Raw genomic sequence first — 21,247 nt, forward strand, 5'->3', positions numbered from 1 at the left:
GACCGCGGATGCGCCAGGGCGGCGCCGCCGGAAAGGCAGCCGTGATCGTCTGGCGACGCTGGATCTTCCCTCTTCTTCTCGTTCTCGTCTTCGGTGCGTGCGCCGCGGCTCTCGTGAAGATCGCGTTCTTCCCGGACGCCACAGAGGCGATGGTCAGCCCCGAGTCGTCGATCGTCGATCCCGTCATCCCGGTCGAACGGGGCTCGGTGGTGAACGCTCTCACCCTGAGCGGCAACGTCGCACGCGATGACGCGTTCCCGGTGCGGTCGGAGATCACCGGAACGGTCATCGCGGTGCATGTCTCCGACGGGGCGACCGTCGCGGCGGGGCAGAAGCTCTTCACGATCAGGCAGGACGAGCCCAAGAAGGATGTGGACGTCGTCGCGCCGGAGGCCGGCGACGTCTCGGAGATCGCTCTCGTGAAGGGTCAGGCGACATCCACCGGAACCGAGATCTTCACGCTCACGCCCGCGCGCTACCACCTGCTCGCGACCGTCGAGCCGGTCCAGCTGTACCGCCTGGTGAATGCGCCGGCCGACGCATCGGTGACGATCACCGGGGGGCCCGCGCCGTTCGTGTGCACAGGAGTGCGGGTGCAGGTGAGCGCCGAGGGCACAGCGAGCGTGCGATGCGCGGTGCCCGGTGACCAGGTCGTCTTCGCCGGTCTGCCGGCGACGATGGATCTGGCGCTCGGGCAGGTGGATGACGCCCTGGTGGTGCCGGTCACCGCTGTGCAGGGTGGCGCGGGCACGGGCAACGTCTGGGTCGATGCCGGCGACGGCGCTGAACCGGAAGAGCGAGCGGTCGAGCTCGGCGTGAGTGACGGGGCCATGGTCGAGGTGGTCTCCGGCCTCGAAGAGGGGGAGTCGATCCGCCAGTTCGTCCCCGGCTTCGTCGCCCCGGTCGAGGAGGTCTGCTACGAGGTGGCTCCCGGAGTCGAGCAGTGCGACAGCGGGGTCAGCTGGTGACTCTCGTCGCGCTGAGCGATGTGACGAAGAGCGTGCGGCTCGCTGACGACTCGGAGCTGGAGATCCTGCGAGGGATCACGCTCGAGGTCAGTGCGGGTGATCACGTCTCGATCGTCGGCAGGTCGGGCTCCGGGAAGTCGACGCTGCTCAACATCCTCGGGATGCTCGACGCTCCGACCACCGGCTCCGTGTCGTTCGAGGATCGCGAAGTGCGTCGGATGCGGTCGGGGCGGCTGGACCGGCTGCGCGGCGACAACGTCGGCTTCGTGTTCCAACAGTTCAATCTGCTCCCGGGGCGCACCGCGCTCGACAATGTGATGATGCCACTCGGCCATGCGCGCGGTCGGCTGTTCTGGAACAGGAGGCAGATCGCCGCTGACATGCTCGAGAGAGTCGGCCTCGGTCATCGCATCGAGCAGATCGCCGATCGACTCTCGGGAGGAGAGCAGCAGCGGGTCGCGATCGCGAGGGCCCTCGTGCGCAGGCCCGTGCTGATCCTCGCGGACGAGCCGACCGGCGCACTCGACATCGACACGGGCGCGTCCGTCATGTCGCTGCTCGACGAGGTCGCGACCGAGACCGACGCGGCGCTCGTGACCATCACGCACGACCTCCATGTGGCCGCCCGTGCCCGACGGCACTACCGACTCGACGCCGGGGTCCTCGAGCCTGCGGATCTCAGCCGCGCCTTCGAAGCCTCGACCCTCGCGGCATCCGTTCCCTCCGCATTCGTTCCCTCTTCATCCGTCCCGGCCGCATCCGCACCGGCGGCTGCGTCCACCGGGGCCGAGATGCCGACACCCGGCAGCATGCCGGCCATGCCGTACTCGCGTCGCGGAGCCGCGTCATGACCGGCATCCTCGGAGCGCTGTCGGATGCGTGGGCGGAGATCCGCGTCCACAAGCTGCGTGTGCTGCTCAGCCTGATCGGCATCGCGGTCTCGGTGGCAGCCCTCACCGGGGTCGTCGCCGTCTCGGAGTATCAGCGTCAGTTCCAGGCGGAGCAGTCGGATCGCTGGGGAGGCAGGGCGGCGACCCTGGTCGTCACGATCAGCAGCGACGACGGGGCGCCGGTCGACTTCGACGCCTTCGATGAGAGGTTCACGCGCGTCACGGAGCGGTTCGAGTTCAGCCACACGGCCCGGATCGCGCAGGGCATGGTCGTTCCGGTGCAGCTGCCGGACGGCATCGTCGATGTCAACTCACGATTGATCGATCCGCTCTACTCCGAGATCCACCGCGAGCAGCTGCTCGTGGGCCGATGGATGCGGGATGCGGATGCCGACGCACTCTCCCCGCCCGTCGTGATCACGGAGGCGCTGTGGGATCGCATCGGTCGCACGCCCGTCGCGGAGCATCCGATTCTCACGCTCGCGGGGCCTGCGGGTGGCACTTATCAGGTCGTGGGTGTCGCGCCTCGCCAGGGGTTCGGAGACGAGGAGCTTCGGGTCGACATCCTCTACGACGCGTATCGTGCCCGCGTCGATGCTCTGCCGGAGGGCGCCTGGCCGCAGTACGAGGTCTGGCTCGGACAGGAGCAGGTCGACGAGATCGCACCCGTGCTCGCCATGGATCTTCGCGCAGGGCTCCCGGACGGGCAGACGGTGTCGGTCAGCCGGTCGGACTGGGCCGCCCAGCCCGGTGCGCTGGATGCGCAGGCGACGTTCGAGATGGTCACCGGCGGCATCGCTGCCGTGATCCTCGCGCTGGGAGCTCTGAGTCTGATCAACATCCAGCTCGTCGCGATGCGGCAGCGAGTGCGTGAGATCGGCGTGCGTCGCGCATTCGGCGCCACCTCGGGCCGGGTCTTCTTCTCGGTCTTCCTCGAGAGCCTCGTCGCGACGACGGTGGCGGGGCTCGTCGGCATCGCGATCGTCGTCGCGGTGCTCCGTTCGGACTGGGTCGTCACCTCGCTGTTCTACGGGATCCAGGACGTGCCGCCGTTCCCGATGCGCGCGGCCTTCGTGGGGCTCGCCGCGTCGATCCTGGTGGGCGCCGTCGCCGGCTTCATCCCTGCACTGGTCGCCCTTCGCGTCAAGGTGATCGACGCGATCCGATTCTGACGGCGCCGGGGTTCGCGAAGAGACCGGTGTGCTCAGGCCCCGACGCGTCGGCCGGTGAGCTTCTCCGCTCGGCGGTCGGCGTTCTCCAGCGCTCTGCGCTCCCGCTCGCGCCGCAGCACGGTGATGCCGATGAGCGCAACCTCCGGGGCGGCCTGAGGCAGAGGCGAGACGAACGGCGATGCCTCGGTCAGGAGATCCTGCGCCACTCGGGCGCGAGCTGACGGGACCATCCGCTGAGCGCTCTGCAGGAACTGCGAGATGCGGCGCGCGAGACGGTCGGGGAGGCGCGCGACATCGGCGATCTGCGCCCAGCCGGCGAGCATCGGCGGCAGCACGGGGACGCTCGGGATCAGCTTGGGCGTGCGCACGCGCTGGCTGTAGGTGCCGGCGACCATGTCTCCGAGCCGCTGCGAGCGGGCGCTGAACGCTCCGGCGAGCACCGCGATGCTGCCCAGCGTCATGTAGATCTCGAGGACGCCGAGGAGTGCCCTGATGAACGCATGGCGGAAACCAGTCGCGCCACCGTCGAGTCGCACGATCCGACCCCCGACGGCGAGCTTGCCCAGGCTGCGGCCCTTGAGGGCGACCTCCATGGTGATCGGCAGCACCACGAAGCTGATCACGATCGAGGCGATCAAGGCGATCGTGTCTGTCGCCTGGGTCAGGACGCCGATGTCGAGGAGCCAGATCCGCAGGAAGATCGTCGACAGGAACACAGCGAGCCCGACCAGGAGGTCGATGATCGCGCCCGCGGCTCGCAACACGAAGCCGATCGGCTGCACGTCGATCGCGACGGCCTCGCCCGAGAGGACCTCGTCGGATGCATCGAGCGCGGCGGACATGAGTACAGTAAATCAGGTGGATGCCGATGCGCTGACAGATGCACGCCGCGCCGAGTGGGAACGGCTCGACCAGCTGAGCCGTGCTCGGCTCGACGGCGCGGGCGTCGACGAGCTGATCGTCCGCTACCGCGCGGCGTCCGCGGATCTCGCTGAGCTCAAGACCTCGGTGGGGGAGTCGCCTCAAGGTGCGTACCTCTCGACGATCCTCGTGCGCGCGCGGCTGCGACTCACCGGGGCGTCCGACAGCATCCTCACCCAGACCGGCCGATTCTTCTCGCTGCAGCTGCCCGCCGCGCTCTATCGACTGCGCTGGACGACGCTCGTGATCGCGGCGTCATTCATCGCGATCGTCGTCGGGACCGCGACATGGATCTCCGCAGATCCGGCACTCCTCGCGACCCTCGGCCCGCCGGACCTGCTGGAGCAGTACGCCGACGAGAGCTTCACCGGCTATTACACCGAGAACCCGGCCGCGGTGTTCATGGGCATGGTCTGGTGGAACAACGCCTGGATCGCCCTGCAATGCGTGCTGTTCGGCATCACCGGCATCTGGCCGATCAACGTCCTCGTGCAGAACGCGATGGGGCTGGGCGTGTCGGGCGCCGTCATGGCCGCACACGACCAGGTCGATGTGATGATCCTCTACATCCTCCCGCACGGACTGCTGGAGATGACGTCGATCTTCGTCGCGGCTGCGGCGGGTCTGCACCTGTTCTGGTCGTGGGTCGCGCCGGGACACCGTTCGAGAGGCGAGTCACTCGCGTCCGAGGGACGCTCGCTCGCGACAGTGGCGATCGGACTCGTCTTCGCGCTGTTCGTGTCCGGACTGATCGAGGGATTCGTGACGGGGTGGGCGCTGCCCTGGCCTGTCAAGATCGGCATCGGCGTCGCCGCCCTCGCCGCGTTCCTCATCTATATGCTCGTGATCGGCGGTCGAGCGTATCGCCGCGGCGAGACCGGAGACCTCGTCGAGTACGAGGCAGGTACGCCCAGGCTCCTGGCCGGCTGACTCTCTGCGTTCAGAGGCGCCCGGCGGCCTTCAGCTCCAGGTACCGGTCTGCGATCCTCGGAGGCAGCGACTCGGGGTCAGCGGCGATCGCCTCGCCTCCCGCGCGGCGCACCGCGTCGGCCACGTTCTCCGCGTCGCGCATCGTGCGTTCGGCCGCCGCAGCGAGGTAGATCTCCTCCCGAGATCCGCGCCGCGTCGTGAGATCCGCGATGCCGTCGTCGGTGACCGAACCGACGAGGATCGATGTCGACCTGCTCGCGTCGGGGAACGCACCGAGGAATCCGCGAGCCGACTCAGCCGCATCCTGAGCGGTGAGCACCACGATGAGCGACGGACGGGTCGTGAGCGTGCGCACGGCAGCGAAAGCACCCGGCCAATCGGTGTCGACGAGACGCGCGTGCACCGGAGCCATCGCATCGGTCAGCGCCGGAAGCAGCGCTGTCCCCTCCACACCGGTCACGCGCGCCCGCACGACCCGGTCGTACATGAGCAGATGCACGTGGTCGCCCGCACGCGCGGCGAGGGCCGCGAGCAGAAGAGACGCCTCCAGGGCGGCATCGACCCTCGTGCCGTCGCCGACGCGCGCGGCGGCCGTGCGGCCGGTGTCGATGATGATCACGACGTGGCGGTCGCGCTCCGGTCGCCACGTCCTCAGCATCGTGGTGCCCGCGCGGGCGGTGGCGCGCCAGTCGATCGACCGCACGTCATCCCCTCGGACGTACTCGCGGAGCGAGTCGAACTCGGTGCCCTGACCGCGCACCTGGATGCTCGTGTTCCCGTCGAGCTCCCGCAGACGGGCGAGGCGGGAGGGGAGGTGCTTCCGCGACGAGAAGGCGGGCAGCACCCGGATGGTCCCGCGTACGAGGTGACGGGCCTGCCGGCCGGCGAGGCCGAGCGGACCGAGCGAGCGGATCATCACGAACTCGCTCGCCAGCTCGCCGCGACGTCGTGGCAGCAGGGGGATGGAGACGCGTCGCCGTTCACCCGGCGGGACGCTGAGTCGCTGACGGGCCTCACCCGCTCCGGCCGTCGGCTGCCAGGCATCGCGGATCAGCGCATGGAGCGTCCGGGGACCCTGATTCTGCAGCGCGACGCTCACGGGGACCTGCTCGCCGATGCGGGTGCGCGTCGGCACGCGCCTGGTCACGACGACGGAGCGGGGGCTCGGAGCCAGCAGCACATCGACGACGATCAGCAGGACGCAGAGCAGCCCCCAGATGCCGAGGGCGGCATAGGGCGGGAAGTCCGCCAGCCCGGCGAGGACGAGCGGGACGATGCCGACGGCGACGGCAAGCGCGAGACGGCCGGTGACGAACACCTAGATCGGCACCCTGGTCTGCTGGACGACGGATGTGAGCACGGCATCCGCGGACACGCCCTCCATCTGGGCGTCCGGACGGAGCTGCAGCCGGTGCCGCCAGACGGGGACGAGCATCGTCTGCACGTGATCCGGCGTGACGGCAGAGGATGCGTTGAGCCACGCCCACGCCTTCGCAGCGGCGAGCAGACCCGTGGAGGCGCGGGGGCTCGCGCCGAGCTCGACCGAGGGCGACTCCCTCGTGGCTCTGGCGAGGTCGACGACATAGCCGAGGACGTCATCGGTGACCTCGACGCGTCCTGCCGCATCCTGAGCCGCACGGATCTCGTCCGCGGAGACGGTCGCCTCCACGCCGGTGAGCTCGCGCGGGGAGAAGCCGGAGGCGTGCTTGCGCAGCACGGACACCTCGGCATCCCGCTCCGGCATTCCCACGACCAGCTTCATCAGGAAGCGGTCGAGCTGGGCCTCCGGCAGCGAATACGTGCCCTCGTGCTCGATCGGGTTCTGCGTCGCGGCGACGAGGAACGGGTCGGGCAGAGCTCGGCTGACACCGTCGGCGGACACCTGACGTTCTTCCATCGCCTCGAGCAGGGCGGCCTGGGTCTTCGGAGGCGTGCGGTTGATCTCGTCGGCGAGAAGGATGTTCGTGAACACCGGACCCGCACGGAAGTCGAACTCGCCCGTGCGGGCGTCGTAGACCAGCGAACCGGTGACGTCTCCCGGCATGAGGTCGGGGGTGAACTGCACGCGCTTCGTGTCGAGGCCGAGCGCCCGGGCGAACGAGCGCACGACCAGGGTCTTCGCCACCCCGGGCACGCCCTCGAGCAGCACATGTCCTCGCGCGAGCAGCGACACCAGCAGGCCGGTCACCGTGCCCGCCTGGCCCACGACGGCCTTGTCGACCTCCGTGCGCACGCGGTGCATGGCCTGACGCAGCTCGGCGTCGTTGAAGTTCTCAGCGGTCACGTGGTGTCCTCGGCTTCCGGTCGGATGATGGATGGACGGCGGTTCGGCGGGGGCGGTTCATTCGGATCTCCGCTCCGTGAAGGACGAGGCGTCGACGGCGCTCTCGAGTTCCTGCAGTCGGCGCGCGAGGTCGATCAGTGACGGATCGTCGACGGGTGGCGCGCCCGCGAGCAGCTCGTGCAGCGAGCCACGCGGCACGCGCAGCCGGTCGGCTGCGGCATCCGCGACCTCCTCGGCACTCGCGGTGACAGCGAGGCCGAGCCTGCGCGCCAGGCGGCGCCGGCTCCCGTCACGGATAGCTTCGCCCGCGTGCGCGGCGTCGCCGGCCTTCGCGGTCAGACGTGCGCGACCGTGCATGGTCTCCGAGGCGCGCACCGTCACCGGCAGCGTCTCGGCGACGAGCGGTCCGAAGCGCTGACCGCGCCACAGTGCTGCCGCGACGCCGGCGAGCATGAGCAGCAGGATGGCCGGTGTCACCCATCCCGGTGTGAGCGACCCGAGGGTGTCCTCGGTCTCGCCCTCGATGTCCGTGTCGCCGAAACTGGGCACGTACCAGACGACGCGCTCGGTCTGTCCGAGCAGCGCGAGCGCGAGTGCGGCGTTGCCGTCATCCGCGAGATAGGCGTTGCTGAAGAGGCGCGCACCCTCGACGACGACATGCGTGGCTCCGTCGCTCTCATCGATGAGCACGGCCGCCGCGTCGTCGTCGCCGAAGCATCCCTCCACGCCGTCGGCGGGCGTGAACAGCCGATCAGGACGGATCGAGCCGACGTCCGCGAACTCGGGTGCGTCGCAGTCCGCCTGCACCGGGGTGAAATCCGGGGTGGCGTTGTCGCCGATCCTCAAGAGGCTCAGCAGGTGTGTGCTGCTCGACAGGAAGACCACCCGGTCGGCGGGATCGATGAGCTCGGTGATCGCCTCGTCGGAGAGCGTGTACGGATTCGCCATCACGAGCGTGGCGTCGTCATCGAGCGCTTGGCGTGCCTCGGTGCGCGAACGGAAGACCGAGACCTCGACGCCGTTCTCCTGCAGGATCTGCGCGATGGCCATGGCACCCGAGTCGCTCACGCTCTCGGGATCGAGCGAACCCCGCTGATCGGGCATGCGCACACCGACCTGTATCGCGACGAAGACGCCGCCGAGGACGAGCGCCACGATGATCAGCCATCCGAGCAGAGCTCGCGACCGTCGGCCTCGAGGCGCGCGTTCGGCGGTCGACGCGGGGACGTCCTGCTGCTCGAGAACGCTCACGCGGTCACTGCTTCCGGGCGCAGGGCACTGAGCCGGTCGTCTATCGCTGCGAGCTCCGCGTAGCGATCAGCGGTCGCGGGATGCCGCAGATAGCGCACGTCGTCGAAGAACACGGCGGCCTGGCGGACGGGCGTCGTCTCCGCAGGGAACACGACAGAGACCTCGCGCGCGATCGCCTGGGCCGTCGCGCCGGGGGACGGCTCGATGAGGTCGCGCTCGAGGAGTCCTCTCGCGAGCGCGCGGAACCGCAGGACCGTCGCCTCGTCCCAGTCCGCCGCTCGCGCGGCACGGTCGGCATCCGCACGCAGCTGCGCCGCCGAACGGTCGTCCTCGGCGCCGAGAAGCCCGGCACCCGGCCGACGGATCGCCTGGGAGCGGCGAGGGCGACCCCAGATGATGAGGGCCGCCACAAGAGCGCCGAAGACGATGACGCTGACGATGATCAGTGCAGACGGCCCGACGCTGGCGCCGTTGTCGGAGCTGAACAGATCGGCGAGGAACCGTCCGATGTCACGCGCGACGAGATCGAACCACGTCGGCTTCGCATCGGCATAGCGCGGGTCGGAGAGCTCCTGCTCGGCCCACTGTCTCGCCTCGTCTCCGTCGGGCACCAGCACATCGTCCAGCGGGCGGATCATGCAGATCCTTCGCTGCCCGCTCCGGGGGCCGCCCAGGTGGAGTCGTCCGCGGGCGCTGAGGATGCCGGGGGAGCGGCGGGCGCCGGTGCCGGCCGATACGCCGGTGGCTGAGGCGGGACGGTCGCAGCCGGCGGCGCGTACGGCGGCTGTGAAGGGGGAGGCTGAGTCGGGTACCCGTACTGCTGCCCGGGGTACGGCTGTGCCGGGTACTGCTGCCCGGGGTACTGCTGCCCGGGGTACTGCTGCCCGGGGTACGGCTGCCCTCCATACGGCTGCGCCTCATAGCCGGCCGGCGTCATCGTCGCCCATTCGGGCACCTGCTTGGGCGGCGGTGCACTCGAGACGGCGCGCGTGGCGTCGACGACGAAGGGGTCGCCGAGCTGTTCCTCCGTCCACCCCAGGTCGCGTCGCTCGACATGACTGATCAGCGCCTGGTCGAGACCCTCGTAGCGCATCCGACTGTCGAGATACACGAGGGTGCCTGCGGTGCTCTGCACCACGAGCGTGATGGCCTGCAGCACGAGGAGCAGGATCTGCGGGGCGAGGAGGGCGAAGACGAACCCCATGATCGCGGCAGTGTCCGCAGAGCCGGTCGGGGCGATGACCGATCCGAGCATCGAGCTCAGCAGCGACACGGGCAGATTCACGAGCTGCATCGCGGCACCCATGATGGCGCCGATCAGGAAGGTGACTCCCCAGGCGATCCAGAAGCGACCGCGGGTGAGTCGCCACGAGCGCACGAGCGCATCGCGGAGCTTCGCGCGCTCGAGGACGAGGATGGACGGCACCAGCAGCAGCTTGGTCGTCAGCCAGACCAGGAGGGGGATCGTCGTGAGCAGGACGAGCAGCACGAGGATGACGACGCCGCCGATGGCCTCAGCGGATCCGCCGAGCCCGCTGGCGACGAAGCCGGCGACGATGACGAAGAGGATGACGATCACACCGAAGATGAAGATGACCGAGAGCGAAGCGAAGGCGGCCAGCCGCCAGAACGACGGGGTCATCTTGCGCCAGAGGGTCTTCAGCGTGGCCTTCACCCCGATCGCGGCGTAGCCGATCTCGGCTCCGACGACGCCCTGCATCAGAGCGGTGAAAGCGACGGACGCGAGACCGACGGAGATGCCCGCGACGATGTTCATCGCGATCGTTCCGGCGAACACGGCCTCGAAGTCCGGGGAGGAGGGAGAGAGCGACTCGAGCCGCGTGAACGTCGTGACGAACACGAAGCCCATCACCGTGGCGCTGAGCACCACGACCGCGAGCTGGATCACGACGCCGAAGCCGAAGAGGACTTTGGGGTTGTGGCGCAGCGCGACGAACGACTTGCTCAACAGCATCCCGAACGTCAGCGGATGCAGGGGGATGATGCCCTTCTTCGGGGCAGGGGTCCATGTCTGGCCGCTCACCGGCACTCCCTCCGTCGTGCGCTCCCATCGTGTCACATGACCCGTCGGGCGCGTAGACAGGAGGACCGTGGTACTGAGTGCCATAAGGTAACAGTTATGACCTCACGCATTCTTGTGGTCGACGACGACACCGCGCTCGCCGAGATGATCGGCATCGTGCTGCGCACGGAAGGTTTCGAGCCGGTGTTCTGCGCCGACGGTGCGCGGGCGGTCGACGAGTGGCGCGCACAGCGTCCCGATCTCGTGCTGCTCGACCTGATGCTGCCCGGGATGGACGGCATCGAGATCTGCACACGCATCCGCGCCGAATCCGGAGTCCCCGTCATCATGCTCACCGCCCGCAGCGACACCGCTGATGTGGTCAGAGGACTCGAGGTCGGAGCCGACGACTACATCGTCAAGCCCTTCAACCCGAAGGAGCTCGTCGCTCGTATCAGAACCCGACTGCGGCCCACGTCGCAGAATGTGGGGGAGCAGCTGCGCGTGGGAGACCTCACCGTCGACGTCGACGCCCATGAGGTGCGCCGCGGCACGGCTCCGATCGCTCTCACTCCACTGGAGTTCCAACTGCTCGTCGCGCTCGCGTCGAAGCCCCAGCAGGTGTTCTCGAGGGAGATGCTGCTCGAGCAGGTGTGGGGTTACCACTACAAGGCCGATACGCGGCTGGTCAACGTGCACGTGCAGCGTCTGCGGGCGAAGGTCGAACTCGACCCGGACAACCCCAAGATCGTCATGACGGTACGGGGCGTCGGCTACCGTGCCGGGAGCGCGGGCTAGGCCCACGATGGCCGCGACCACAGCGACCACCACGGCGGTCGCTGTCATCCGCGACTGGCGTGGCTGGCCGACCGTCGTCCAGGCGTTGTGGCGCAGTTCTCTGCGATTCCGGACGCTCACGATCACGCTTCTGCTGACGTCCACCGCGATCCTGATCACCTGCGTGACGATGGCGCTGGTTATCCAGAACGATCTGTTCGAATCCCGCAAGAACGAGGCGCTCGAAGACGCGGCCCGCTCGGTGAACCAGGCGCAGGCGACCCTGGACGCGACGGCGCTGGGCGATGACCCGGCAGCCCTGCCGGAGCTGTGGGACAGCGTGCAGGAGGACCTCGGACGGAATTCGACGGCCGAAGGTCTCGCCGGATTCCGCATGGAGGTCGACCCCGACGTCCCGCTCAACGGCTTCACCGCCGGGCTGAGCGACAATCTGATCACCTCGGGCCTCAGGAACAGGGTGGTCGAGTTCGACGACTGGCAGTCCTGGCAGTCCGTATCACTCGAGGTCGGCGGCCGAGCTGTCCCCGGGATCATCGTGGGGCAGCAGCTGCGGGTTCCCGAGGCGGGGCCGTTCGAGATCTACTTCGCGTACGACCTCGCGGATGCAGACAACACTCTCACCTTCGTGCAGCGCACCCTGTGGGTCGCCGGCATAGGTCTGGTGGCGATCGTCGCCGCGATCTCCTTCATCGTTCTCCGCACCGTGTCGACGCCTATCGTCGAGGCTGCCGAGACGAGCGCGCGTCTGGCCTCGGGCGACCTCGGCGTCCGCATCGACGTGCACGGGGAAGACGAGATCGCGACCCTGGGACGCTCCTTCAACGCCATGGCCGACAGTATCGAATCCCAGATCAAGGAGCTCGGCGAGCTGTCACTCGTGCAGCAGCGCTTCGTGTCAGATGTGTCGCATGAGCTGCGGACTCCGCTCACCACGATCCGCCTCGCCGCAGACATGCTGAACGATCAGCGGGAGGAGTTCGATCCGACGACCGCTCGCACCACCGAGCTCCTGCACACGCAGGTGCAGCGGTTCGAGACGCTGCTGTCGGATCTGCTCGAGATCAGCCGCTATGACGCAGGCTCCGTGCAGCTCGAGCTCGAGGCGACGAGCCTCGCACATCTGGCAGAGGACATCATCGAGCAGATGCGTCCTCTCGCCGACGATCGCGGCAGCGAGCTGAGGCTCGTCGCCCCCGGCGGTTATTCGCCGGTCGACATGGATCCGCGGCGAGTGCGACGAGTCCTGCGCAACCTGATCGGCAATGCGATCGAGCACGGCGAGGGCCGACCGATCGTGGTCACCGTCGACAGCAATCAGCATGCGGTCGCCGCCGGCGTCCGCGACTTCGGGCTCGGCATGGACCCGGCGGATGCCGAGCGGGTGTTCGACCGATTCTGGCGCGCTGACCCCTCCCGCCAGCGCACTCTCGGGGGCACGGGGCTCGGACTGTCGATCGCGCTCGGCGATGCGACTCTCCACGGCGGATCGCTCGCGGTGTGGTCCGAACTCGGCGTCGGGACGAACTTCGTTCTGACCCTGCCTCGCCGTGGCGATGCGACGGATGGGCCTTCGCCCATCCCGATCGAGCCGCAGGAGCCGCTCGCCGAACTCGGCGATGCCACGCAGCCGATCCAGCTCGCCGATGTCCCGGCGGAGCTCTTCGATCGAGGGAGCATCGAATGACCGCGCGGACTCGGCGCGTGCTGCGCGGTCTCGTGATCACGGCGACCGTGCTCATCCTGTCAGCGTGCACAGGCCTTCCGACCAGCGGAGACGCACAGCCGGGAAAGCCCCTCGGGGCGTCCCCCGAGGGGCAGGACTTCCTCCCGCTCGCTTCGGGTCCGGTGGACGGCGCGGGGCCTGCGGCGATCGTCGAAGGCTTCATGGAGGCCGCGATCACCCCGGCCGACAACTGGAACACCGCTCGCAGCTTTCTCACCCCGGAGCTCGCATCGACCTGGCGTCCGAACACCGGCGTGTCGATCGATGTGAGCTCGGCGACCCGCTCGTTCAGTTCGAATGTCGACGAAGACGACGATGCCGATGACGGCGACACGGCCGACGTGAGGGTCGCCTTCGATCAGGTCGCCAGCGTCGACGCGACCGGAGCGTACTCCGAGGCGTTCGGCGCCTCGAACTCGGCCTTCGTGGTCGAACTCACAGACGGCCAGTGGCGGATCGCCGAGGCGCCGGACGGCGTGGTGATCGACGAATCCAGGTTCTCGCGCGTGTACGACGACTACGCGCTGCAGTACTTCGATCAGACGTGGGAACGACTCGTGCCCGATGTGCGCTGGTTCCCTCGACGCGCCACGGTGGCGACGACCATCGCGCAGTCGCTGATCGGCGGCGCGCCCAGCCCCTGGCTCGATCCGGCCGTGCAGAGCGCGTTCCCGCAGGAGGTGCAGCTCGCACGGGACTCCGTGCCGATCGACCCCGACCAGATCGCCGACGTCGCCCTGAACCGGGCGGCGCTGGGCCTCGACCCGACCACCCTCGCGCGCATGCGCACTCAGCTCCAGGCGACCCTGACCGCCGGGGGCGTGCAGATCGACCAGGTGCGCTTCACGGTCGACGGCCGCACACTGGAGGCCGGGGTCGTCGAGGTCGTGACGGACAAGGCCGATCCGGGCAGCCTCGTGCTGAAGGACGGGACTTTCGGCATGCTGGTCGGTGGAGAGATCACGCCGATCCCCGGCGTCTCGGACCAGATCGTGAACGCGGGTCAGCCCGTCACAGCGGTCGACGTGTCGGTCGACAGCTCCCACGCGGCCGTGCAGCTCATCGACGGGCACGTGTGGCTCGCAGGTGAAGGCAGCTTCAACGAGCTGGACGACCGCCCATCGCTGGTGCGGCCGTCCATGGATCCCTACGACTACACGTGGTCGGTCCCGTCTAACGCACCGGCGGCTCTGCAGGCGATCGGCAGCGATGTCGCCCCTCAGAGCATCGCGGGCGCGTGGCCGGAGGCCTCCTCCGTATCCGCCATCCGCGTCTCGGCGGATGGGGCCCGCGTCGCCGCGGCCGTCGTGATCGGGGGCGAGCGCTGGATCGTCGTGTCATCGGTGATCCGCGATGAGGCCGGGCTTCCGACCGAGCTCGGGCCCACCGAGCCGCTGGCGCAGCTCGACGGCGGCGCCATCGGCCTCGTCTGGATGGGCGCGGATCGTCTCGGACTGCTGACGGATCCCGCAGACCGGATGGTCGTCACGCAGGTGGTAGGAGGGCCTGGCACGTCAGAGGTGGCTCCGACCGGCGCGGTGTCCCTGGCGGGTGCGCGCGCAGCCACCGGTCTGCGAGTGCTGGGCGCGGACGGCGCCGTGTTCGCCCGTGCGGGCTCGGCATGGAGCGAGTCGATCAGCGGAGTCTCACTTCTCGCGACGCGTGCGGGGCACTGAGCGCGACTGTCCCTGCACGGCCGTCCGACATCGACTGACAGTCCATGACGGCCGCGTTCCGCGCAGCCTCTGCAGCCCCGGCGCCGGATTGTTGCGAGAGCATCGACGGATGTCACCGCATCCACCGGCCCGCGCCGTAGGACTCGAGATACTCGCCCTTCTGCTCGCGGCGACCTGCGCGGGGTGCGACCGGCCCGAGACGCTGCTCTGCGGCTCGTGCCGACAGAGCATCCGACCGGAGCCGCTCGTCCGCCGCACGCCCGCCGGACTGGAGGTCCGCGCGGCGATGCCCTTCGAGTCGGTCGCGGCGCGATGCATCCGCAGGATGAAGGACGACGGCGAGACGCTGCTCGCTCGTCCGTTCGGATCGGCGCTGGGGGAGGTGGTCGACGTGCTCGAGGCACGCCCGGATGCCGATCGGCCGCTCCACCTCGTGCCGATCCCGACATCAGTGACGGCCTTTCGACGGCGCGGCTACCGGGTGCCCGAGCTGCTGATCCGGCGGGCGGGTCGGCTTCCCGACCGCTTGCTCGTTCTGCGGGGTCGGCGCACGGATCAGCGAGGCCTCGATTCCGAGAGCCGAGCGGAGAACGTCCGCGGGAGCATGCGAGCGCGACGTGCGCTCGAGGGGGAGACCGTCGTGCTCGTCGACGACGTGGTCACGACGGGTGCGACGTTCGATGAGGCGGCTCGCGCGCTGACAGACGCGGGCGCACATGTCCTGGCCGCGGTCGCGCTCGCCGCCACGCCGCGTCACAGCGAACGGAATGTGAACGCATCGGGGACACGCAGCAACTGACCCGTGACATCCGAGGTCAGGCCGACTACCGTGGGGGGTCACAAGGCGACCACGGTCCGCCCTTGGCCGGGAGGACCGGGACAAGGAGGCAGCAATGGAAACGAGCATCGTTGGCGTCGGGGTGGGTATCACCGATCGATTCCGAGCCGTTGTCGAAGAGAAGATCGCCAAGATCCAGACGTTCGCGTCCCGTGCGCAACGGCTGGATGTCAAGGTCACCCACCGGGTGTACCGCAACGGTCATGTGCCGGACGAGACCGTGGAGCTCACGCTCGTCAGCAAGGGCCCCGTCGTGCGCGCTGAAGCCACGGACGGAGACAAGTTCGTCGCACTCGACATGGCCGTCGACAAGATGGCCGAGCAGCTTCGTCGAGCGAAGGAGAAGCGAGTCGATGGACGCCAGCACCCACGCGGGGCGCACTTCGAGAAGGAGAGCGGAGCGCTGCAGGGCATCGATGTCCAGCCGGCATCCGTGGATGTCCTGCGGGCCGTCGCGACCGGCAACGTGCCGATCCAGAACGAGGACGACGAGGTCTACTCACCGGTGGTCATCCGCACCAAGAACTTCGGAGCGGAATGGATGACCGTCGAAGAGGCCGTCGACCGGATGGAGTTGGTCGGGCACGATTTCTTCCTGTTCGTGGACGTGCGCACCGACCACCCGAGCGTCGTCTACCGACGCAAGGGCTGGGATTACGGTGTGATCGCTCTCGAGACGCAGGCTCCGCCCACTGAGGCGCTCGCCTCCTGAGGCTGAGACGACGACGGCCCGGCTCCAGAGGGAGCCGGGCCGTCGTCGCGTTGTGCGACGGCGTCAGTCGAAGATGCCGTCGAGGATGCTGCCGATGACGAGACCGCCGAGGATGCCCGAGGCGACGTCGCCGCCACCGCCGCGTCGGCCCCCGCCGCTCCAGCCGCCGCCGCCCCAGCCGTTTCCGCCGCCCCAGCCCTGATCCTGCGGCCGTGAGGAATCGATGTCGCGCTGGGCGAGCTGCAGGGCCTCAGAAGCCAGGTGTGCGACGCGTCGTGCACTGGCCAGAGCCTCGTCGCGCGTCTCTTCCGCCGGAAGCAGATCCGACAGATCGACCCGCAGCCTCTCGGCCTCGGCGAGGCGCGTGCGCGCGTCGGCGCCGATCCAGCCGCGGTGCCCGGCGATGAGTCCGCGGGCGACGCCGAGCTGGCGGTCGGCATCATCGATCGCATGCTGCACCTGCTGGATGCTGGGCAGCGGGTGCGCCTCGCGATGCCGAGCGGTGGCGATCGCGTCGTCGAGAGCCGTGTTCGCGTCGCGCAGCTGCGACAGCTCGGCGAAGGGATCCCCGGGGGTGCCCGCGGGCGACAGGGCGCTCAGCGCGTCCTGCAGCGCGGAGACGGCGGCCGCGACGGCCGGCACCTGGGGGGCGGTGCGCGCGGCGATGAGGTCGTTGCGTGAATCCGCGACGACCTCGGCAAGGGTCGACTCCGCACGCAGCGCTTCGATCTCGAAGTCCTCCACGGCGTCGAGCAGCGCGGAAGCGCGCCGCGTGGCCTCGGTGGCGGTCTCCAGTGCGAGGTTCGCCTCCTCGTTCTGCTTCGCCGCGCGGCGACGCTCTGAGACGGCCGCGCCGTGCGTTGCGAACGCGATCAGCTGCTCTGCTTCGGCGGCGCTCGCCGTGATCTGGTGCATCGCCGAGTCCGAGTAACGCGCGGAGAGACGCGCGACGGTCTCGTTCGTGTGCGGGATCCGTGCGCTCAGCGCCTCGGCATCGGCACGCACCTGGGCGATGATCTCGGGTGCGCGACGCACCTTCGAGATCGATGCCGCGAGATCCGACGTCTTCTCGTCGAGCAGATCCTGCGCCCAATCGCACAGCTGGATGATCCGCGCGTTGCGGGTGCGGAGCTCCTCAGGCGTGTCGGGAATCTCATCGTGGTTGAGCTGGTGGAGCTGGAATGCCTCGCGCAGATGCGTGCGCACCGCAGCGAGCGCCTTCTTCAGGTCACGAGTCAGCTGCTCCCCGAGTTCGGCCTCCGCGAACGCCAGCTCGTCGGACGTGCTCCTGATGCGCTCGTCCGCCGAGACGAGTGCCTGCTCAGCCCGGCGAGCCAGGTCGGCGTCCTGTGCGGCCAGCTCTTCCTGCTCGCGCTTGCGTCTGCCCCATATTCCAGCCATAGGACTGATCCTAGTTTCCCGGGCGACGCCGCTGGCTGTGCATACGCTTGAGGCGAAACCCGTCAGACGAGTGCCGCCACGTCTGCCCTCGAAGGCCTGCCACGTTTGGGTCGATCGGTCGTCAACTCGAGAGCGAGGGCGTGGACAGGGTGCTGGGCGAGCCGGGTCTGCACATGGTCGAGCCAGCGGACCTCGGCCTCCGCCGTGAAGATCATCGAATCGACGACGAGCGACCATGCGAGCCCCTCGGGGCTGTCGTCCTCGCGCGTCGCCCTCGTCGCGATGAGATCTGCGAGATGCTCTTCCGACGCCGCGCGCTGGGCCGCGATGACTCGGGCGGCGTCCGCGCCGGGGAGGGTTGCCGCCACAGCCAGCTTGATGGCGAGCTCGTTGCGCGTCGCCTGGCTTCGTGGCGCGGGAGACGCGAGCCAGCGGTCCACCTCGGACGCGCCGGTGGCCGTGATCTCCCAGTAGACGTGGCCGTGCTCGTCCGCTGCACCGCGAGCGACGAGCCCGTCACGCTCGAGGCGCTCGAGCGTGTTGTAGATCTGACCGACGTTGAGCGGCCATACCGAGCCCGTGCGGCGGTCGAACTCGTGCCGCAACTGGTAGCCGTAGCAGGGGCCCTGAGCGAGGATCGCGAGCAGACTCTGTCGGACCGACATATGGACCTCCCGGTGTCGTGGACCAATATATACATACTCGGAAACGCGTTGGCGGCACGCCATGCAGACGACGTGCAGACGACGTGCAGGTCACGGACCGGTAACATGACAAGGTATGCCTGGCACGCGCCCGACACGCGGCGCCGCCGGAACCATCGACAGGGAGATGACATCTGTGGCCAATCCTCTTGAGAAGCTGCTGCGCGCTGGAGAAGGGCGGGTCATCCGACGCCTGAACCAGGTGGTCAAGGCCGTGAACGCGCTGGAAGAGGACATCTCCAAGCTCACGGACGACGAACTTCGCAACGAGACCACCGAGCTGCGTGAGCGGTTCGCGAAGGGCGAGTCGCTCGATCAGCTCATGCCCGAGGCGTTCGCCGCCGTGCGCGAAGCGGCGAAGCGCACCCTCGGTATGCGCGCGTACGACGTGCAGATCATGGGTGGTGCTGCTCTCCACCTCGGCAACATCGCAGAGATGAAGACCGGTGAGGGCAAGACCCTGGTCGCCACCTTCCCGGCGTACCTCAATGCGATCGCGGGCGAGGGCGTCCACGTGATCACGGTCAACGACTTCCTCGCGAGCTATCAGGCAGAGCTCATGGGGCGCGTGTACCGGGCCCTCGGCATGTCGACGGGAATCATCGTCTCGGGCCAGACCCCGGCTGTGCGCCGCGAGCAGTATGCGTCCGACATCACCTACGGCACGAACAACGAGTTCGGCTTCGACTACCTCCGCGACAACATGGCGTGGCGCAAGGAAGACCTCGTCCAGCGCGAGCACTACTTCGCGATCGTCGACGAGGTCGACTCCATCCTGATCGATGAGGCGCGCACGCCGCTGATCATCTCAGGACCGTCTTCCGGTGAGGCGAACCGCTGGTTCGCGGAGTTCGCGAAGATCGCGCGCACCCTCGAGGCGGGCGTCGACTACGAGGTCGACGAGAAGAAGCGCACCGTCGGCGTTCTCGAACCCGGCATCGAGAAGGTCGAGGACTACCTCGGCATCGACAACCTGTACGAGTCCGCGAACACGCCGCTGATCTCGTTCCTCAACAACTCGATCAAGGCCCTCGCCCTGTTCAAGAAGGACACAGACTACGTCGTCATGAACGACGAGGTCATGATCGTCGACGAGCACACCGGTCGCATCCTGGTCGGACGTCGCTACAACGAGGGCATCCACCAGGCCATCGAGGCGAAGGAGGCCGTGCCGGTCAAGGCCGAGAACCAGACTCTCGCCACGGTCACGCTTCAGAACTACTTCCGCCTGTACGACAAGCTCGCCGGCATGACCGGTACAGCCGAGACCGAGGCGGCCGAGTTCATGTCGACCTACAAGCTCGGTGTCATCCCGATCCCGACGAACCGTCCGATGATCCGCAAGGACCAGTCCGACCTCGTCTACAAGAACGAGACCGCCAAGTTCGCGCAGGTGGTCGAGGACATCGCCGAGCGTCACGCGCAGGGGCAGCCGGTGCTCGTGGGCACCGTGAGCGTCGAGAAGAGCGAGTACCTGTCGCGGCTCCTCGCGAAGAAGGGCGTCAAGCACGAGGTCCTCAACGCGAAGAACCACGCGCGCGAGGCCGAGATCGTCGCTCGCGCAGGGCGCCTCGGTGCCGTGACCGTCGCCACGAACATGGCCGGTCGTGGAACCGACATCATGCTCGGCGGCAACGCCGAGTTCCTCGCCGTGCAGGAGCTCAAGGGTAAGGGACTCGACCCCGTCGAGACGCCTGAGGAGTACGAGATCGCGTGGGACGAGACGTACGAGGCGATGAAGTCCATCGTGTCGGAAGAGGCCGAGAAGGTCATCGAGGCCGGTGGACTCTATGTCCTGGGAACGGAGCGCCACGAGTCGCGCCGCATCGACAACCAGCTTCGCGGTCGCTCGGGCCGTCAGGGCGACCCCGGCGAGAGCCGTTTCTATCTGAGCCTCACCGACGATCTCATGCGCCTGTTCCAGTCGGGCGCCGCCGAGGCGATCCTCGCGCGCACCAACTTCCCCGACGACGTCCCGATCGAGTCGGGCCTGGTGTCGCGGGCGATCCGCAGCGCTCAGTCGCAGGTCGAGTCGCGCAACGCCGAGATGCGCAAGAACGTCCTCAAGTACGACGACGTCCTGAACCGTCAGCGCGAGGCGATCTACGCCGACCGCCGCCACATCCTGCAGGGCGATGACATCGCCGACCGCGTCCAGCACTTCATCGAGGACGCGATCAGTGGAGTGGTGCGCGATCACACCGGCGAGGGTCACAACGAGAGCTGGGACTTCGACGCACTCTGGACCGAGCTCAAGACGCTGTACCCGGTGAGCGTGACCATCGACGAGGTCGTGTCCGAGGCTGCCGGCCGCAAGGGTGGCATCACCGCAGAGGGTCTGACCCGCGAGCTGCTGTCGGACGCGAAGATCGCATACGAGACCCGTGAGGAGTCGCTCGGAGAAGCGGCGACCCGTGAGCTCGAACGACGCGTGGTGCTGCAGGTGCTCGATCGCCGCTGGCGCGACCACCTCTACGAGATGGACTACCTCAAGGACGGCATCGGTCTCCGTGCGATGGCGCAGCGCGACCCGCTCATCGAGTACCAGCGCGAGGGCTACGCGATGTTCCAGTCGATGATGGGGCAGATCAAGGAGGAGTCGGTCGGCTACCTCTACAATCTCGAGGTCGAGGTGCGTCGGGCGGGCGATTCGCAGACGGCCGAGGTCGAGGCGAAGGGCCTCGCCGAAGACGGTGGAGACCAGCGGCTCGAGTACTCCGCCGCGAACGACGCCGGCGAGGTCGAGGTCCGCAACGACCGCGGTCAGGTTCAGCAGGCCGCGACCGAGAAGCTTCGTCAGGCAGCGGCCGCGCGTCAGGCTCCCGCCGAGGAGGCCGAGTCGGCTGAGGCTCCGCGCGGCGCGTTCGGGCAGCGCACCGAGGGCTCGGCAGCTCCCGCGGGCAACCGCGAGCAGCGGCGGGCGCAGGGCAAGAAGAAGAAGTAGCAGAGCGCATGA

Annotated in this window: 18 protein-coding genes; 10 read left to right on the forward strand and 8 right to left on the reverse strand. The window is 68.5% G+C overall.

Annotated elements, in window-relative coordinates; genetic code table 11:
• Positions 1–8 precede the first annotated feature (8 nt).
• Genes AB0P11_RS12810 through AB0P11_RS12820 form a run of 3 tightly spaced genes read left to right on the forward strand, consistent with a single transcriptional unit; the run spans position 9 to position 3,030 of the window.
• Entirely contained in the window at positions 9–968 is a 960-nt protein-coding gene (locus tag AB0P11_RS12810; protein ID WP_363522311.1) for a biotin/lipoyl-binding protein, read from the forward strand.
• Entirely contained in the window at positions 965–1,819 is an 855-nt protein-coding gene (locus AB0P11_RS12815; protein ID WP_363522313.1) for an ABC transporter ATP-binding protein, read from the forward strand. The genes AB0P11_RS12810 and AB0P11_RS12815 overlap by 4 nt, the downstream gene beginning before the upstream one ends.
• Positions 1,816–3,030, forward strand: a complete 1,215-nt coding sequence (locus AB0P11_RS12820; protein WP_363522315.1) for an ABC transporter permease — start codon at positions 1,816–1,818, stop codon at positions 3,028–3,030. The genes AB0P11_RS12815 and AB0P11_RS12820 overlap by 4 nt, the downstream gene beginning before the upstream one ends.
• Positions 3,031–3,062: 32 nt before the next feature.
• Here AB0P11_RS12820 and AB0P11_RS12825 read toward each other — a convergent pair whose 3' ends face one another.
• Positions 3,063–3,872 carry an RDD family protein gene (locus tag AB0P11_RS12825; RefSeq protein WP_053095655.1) on the reverse strand — a complete coding sequence of 270 codons (810 nt, stop codon included), beginning with the start codon at positions 3,870–3,872 and terminating at the stop codon, positions 3,063–3,065.
• A gap of 16 nt (positions 3,873–3,888) precedes the next feature.
• Between AB0P11_RS12825 and AB0P11_RS12830 the strand changes: the two genes are divergently transcribed.
• Positions 3,889–4,881, forward strand: coding sequence for a stage II sporulation protein M (locus AB0P11_RS12830; protein WP_053095656.1), 993 nt, complete (start codon positions 3,889–3,891; stop codon positions 4,879–4,881).
• A 10-nt stretch (positions 4,882–4,891) separates the two neighbouring features.
• Here the strand turns inward: AB0P11_RS12830 and AB0P11_RS12835 are convergent, their stop codons facing one another.
• The 5 genes from AB0P11_RS12835 to AB0P11_RS12855 all read right to left on the reverse strand — a co-directional run bounded on the left by AB0P11_RS12835 (position 4,892) and on the right by AB0P11_RS12855 (position 10,460).
• Complete coding sequence (locus tag AB0P11_RS12835; protein ID WP_363522318.1) at positions 4,892–6,199, reverse strand: DUF58 domain-containing protein; 1,308 nt, start codon at positions 6,197–6,199, stop codon at positions 4,892–4,894.
• Complete coding sequence (locus AB0P11_RS12840) at positions 6,200–7,123, reverse strand: MoxR family ATPase (RefSeq protein ID WP_285363175.1); 924 nt, start codon at positions 7,121–7,123, stop codon at positions 6,200–6,202. It abuts the gene before it with no gap.
• Between the two features lie 99 nt (positions 7,124–7,222).
• A complete protein-coding gene (locus AB0P11_RS12845; RefSeq protein WP_363522320.1) occupies positions 7,223–8,416 on the reverse strand; it encodes a DUF4350 domain-containing protein in 1,194 nt (397 codons plus the stop codon).
• The gene (locus AB0P11_RS12850; protein WP_363522322.1) at positions 8,413–9,054 is read right to left on the reverse strand and encodes a DUF4129 domain-containing protein; all 642 of its coding nucleotides are present in this window, start codon (positions 9,052–9,054) and stop codon (positions 8,413–8,415) included. The genes AB0P11_RS12845 and AB0P11_RS12850 overlap by 4 nt, the downstream gene beginning before the upstream one ends.
• Positions 9,051–10,460, reverse strand: a complete 1,410-nt coding sequence (locus AB0P11_RS12855; RefSeq protein ID WP_363522324.1) for a hypothetical protein — start codon at positions 10,458–10,460, stop codon at positions 9,051–9,053. Before AB0P11_RS12855 ends, AB0P11_RS12850 begins: the two co-directional genes overlap by 4 nt.
• Positions 10,461–10,556: 96 nt before the next feature.
• Between AB0P11_RS12855 and mtrA the strand changes: the two genes are divergently transcribed.
• The 5 genes from mtrA (at position 10,557) to raiA (ending at position 16,186) form a co-directional block, all read left to right on the forward strand.
• Positions 10,557–11,237: an MtrAB system response regulator MtrA gene (mtrA, locus tag AB0P11_RS12860; protein ID WP_053095661.1), complete on the forward strand. Its 681-nt coding sequence runs from the start codon at positions 10,557–10,559 to the stop codon at positions 11,235–11,237.
• A 7-nt stretch (positions 11,238–11,244) separates the two neighbouring features.
• The gene (mtrB, locus tag AB0P11_RS12865) at positions 11,245–12,921 is read left to right on the forward strand and encodes an MtrAB system histidine kinase MtrB (protein ID WP_053095662.1); all 1,677 of its coding nucleotides are present in this window, start codon (positions 11,245–11,247) and stop codon (positions 12,919–12,921) included.
• Positions 12,918–14,636: a GerMN domain-containing protein gene (locus tag AB0P11_RS12870; protein WP_363522327.1), complete on the forward strand. Its 1,719-nt coding sequence runs from the start codon at positions 12,918–12,920 to the stop codon at positions 14,634–14,636. Before mtrB ends, AB0P11_RS12870 begins: the two co-directional genes overlap by 4 nt.
• A 109-nt stretch (positions 14,637–14,745) precedes the next feature.
• The gene (locus tag AB0P11_RS12875; RefSeq protein WP_363522329.1) at positions 14,746–15,435 is read left to right on the forward strand and encodes a phosphoribosyltransferase family protein; all 690 of its coding nucleotides are present in this window, start codon (positions 14,746–14,748) and stop codon (positions 15,433–15,435) included.
• Between the two features lie 94 nt (positions 15,436–15,529).
• On the forward strand, positions 15,530–16,186 hold the full coding sequence (raiA, locus tag AB0P11_RS12880) for a ribosome-associated translation inhibitor RaiA (protein WP_363522331.1): 657 nt from the start codon (positions 15,530–15,532) through the stop codon (positions 16,184–16,186).
• Between the two features lie 63 nt (positions 16,187–16,249).
• Here raiA and AB0P11_RS12885 read toward each other — a convergent pair whose 3' ends face one another.
• Complete coding sequence (locus AB0P11_RS12885) at positions 16,250–17,587, reverse strand: hypothetical protein (protein ID WP_053095666.1); 1,338 nt, start codon at positions 17,585–17,587, stop codon at positions 16,250–16,252.
• Positions 17,588–17,649: 62 nt separating this feature from the next.
• Positions 17,650–18,252, reverse strand: coding sequence for a PadR family transcriptional regulator (locus AB0P11_RS12890; RefSeq protein WP_056278246.1), 603 nt, complete (start codon positions 18,250–18,252; stop codon positions 17,650–17,652).
• Between the two features lie 175 nt (positions 18,253–18,427).
• Between AB0P11_RS12890 and secA the strand changes: the two genes are divergently transcribed.
• A complete protein-coding gene (secA, locus tag AB0P11_RS12895) occupies positions 18,428–21,235 on the forward strand; it encodes a preprotein translocase subunit SecA (RefSeq protein WP_072592251.1) in 2,808 nt (935 codons plus the stop codon).
• The last annotated feature ends 12 nt before the right edge of the window (positions 21,236–21,247 follow it).

The organism is Microbacterium sp. NPDC079176 (assembly GCF_040686675.1).
GTDB lineage: Bacteria > Actinomycetota > Actinomycetes > Actinomycetales > Microbacteriaceae > Microbacterium.

Coding starts and splice junctions, on each gene's coding strand:
- AB0P11_RS12810 (WP_363522311.1), top strand. CDS start 9: ATGCGCCAGGGCGGCGCCGCCGGAAAGGCAGCCGTGATCGTCTGGCGA.
- AB0P11_RS12820 (WP_363522315.1), top strand. CDS start 1,816: ATGACCGGCATCCTCGGAGCGCTGTCGGATGCGTGGGCGGAGATCCGC.
- AB0P11_RS12825 (WP_053095655.1), bottom strand. CDS start 3,872: ATGTCCGCCGCGCTCGATGCATCCGACGAGGTCCTCTCGGGCGAGGCC.
- AB0P11_RS12840 (WP_285363175.1), bottom strand. CDS start 7,123: ATGCACCGCGTGCGCACGGAGGTCGACAAGGCCGTCGTGGGCCAGGCG.
- AB0P11_RS12850 (WP_363522322.1), bottom strand. CDS start 9,054: ATGATCCGCCCGCTGGACGATGTGCTGGTGCCCGACGGAGACGAGGCG.
- mtrA (WP_053095661.1), top strand. CDS start 10,557: ATGACCTCACGCATTCTTGTGGTCGACGACGACACCGCGCTCGCCGAG.
- mtrB (WP_053095662.1), top strand. CDS start 11,245: ATGGCCGCGACCACAGCGACCACCACGGCGGTCGCTGTCATCCGCGAC.
- AB0P11_RS12870 (WP_363522327.1), top strand. CDS start 12,918: ATGACCGCGCGGACTCGGCGCGTGCTGCGCGGTCTCGTGATCACGGCG.
- AB0P11_RS12875 (WP_363522329.1), top strand. CDS start 14,746: ATGTCACCGCATCCACCGGCCCGCGCCGTAGGACTCGAGATACTCGCC.
- raiA (WP_363522331.1), top strand. CDS start 15,530: ATGGAAACGAGCATCGTTGGCGTCGGGGTGGGTATCACCGATCGATTC.
- AB0P11_RS12885 (WP_053095666.1), bottom strand. CDS start 17,587: ATGGCTGGAATATGGGGCAGACGCAAGCGCGAGCAGGAAGAGCTGGCC.
- AB0P11_RS12890 (WP_056278246.1), bottom strand. CDS start 18,252: ATGTCGGTCCGACAGAGTCTGCTCGCGATCCTCGCTCAGGGCCCCTGC.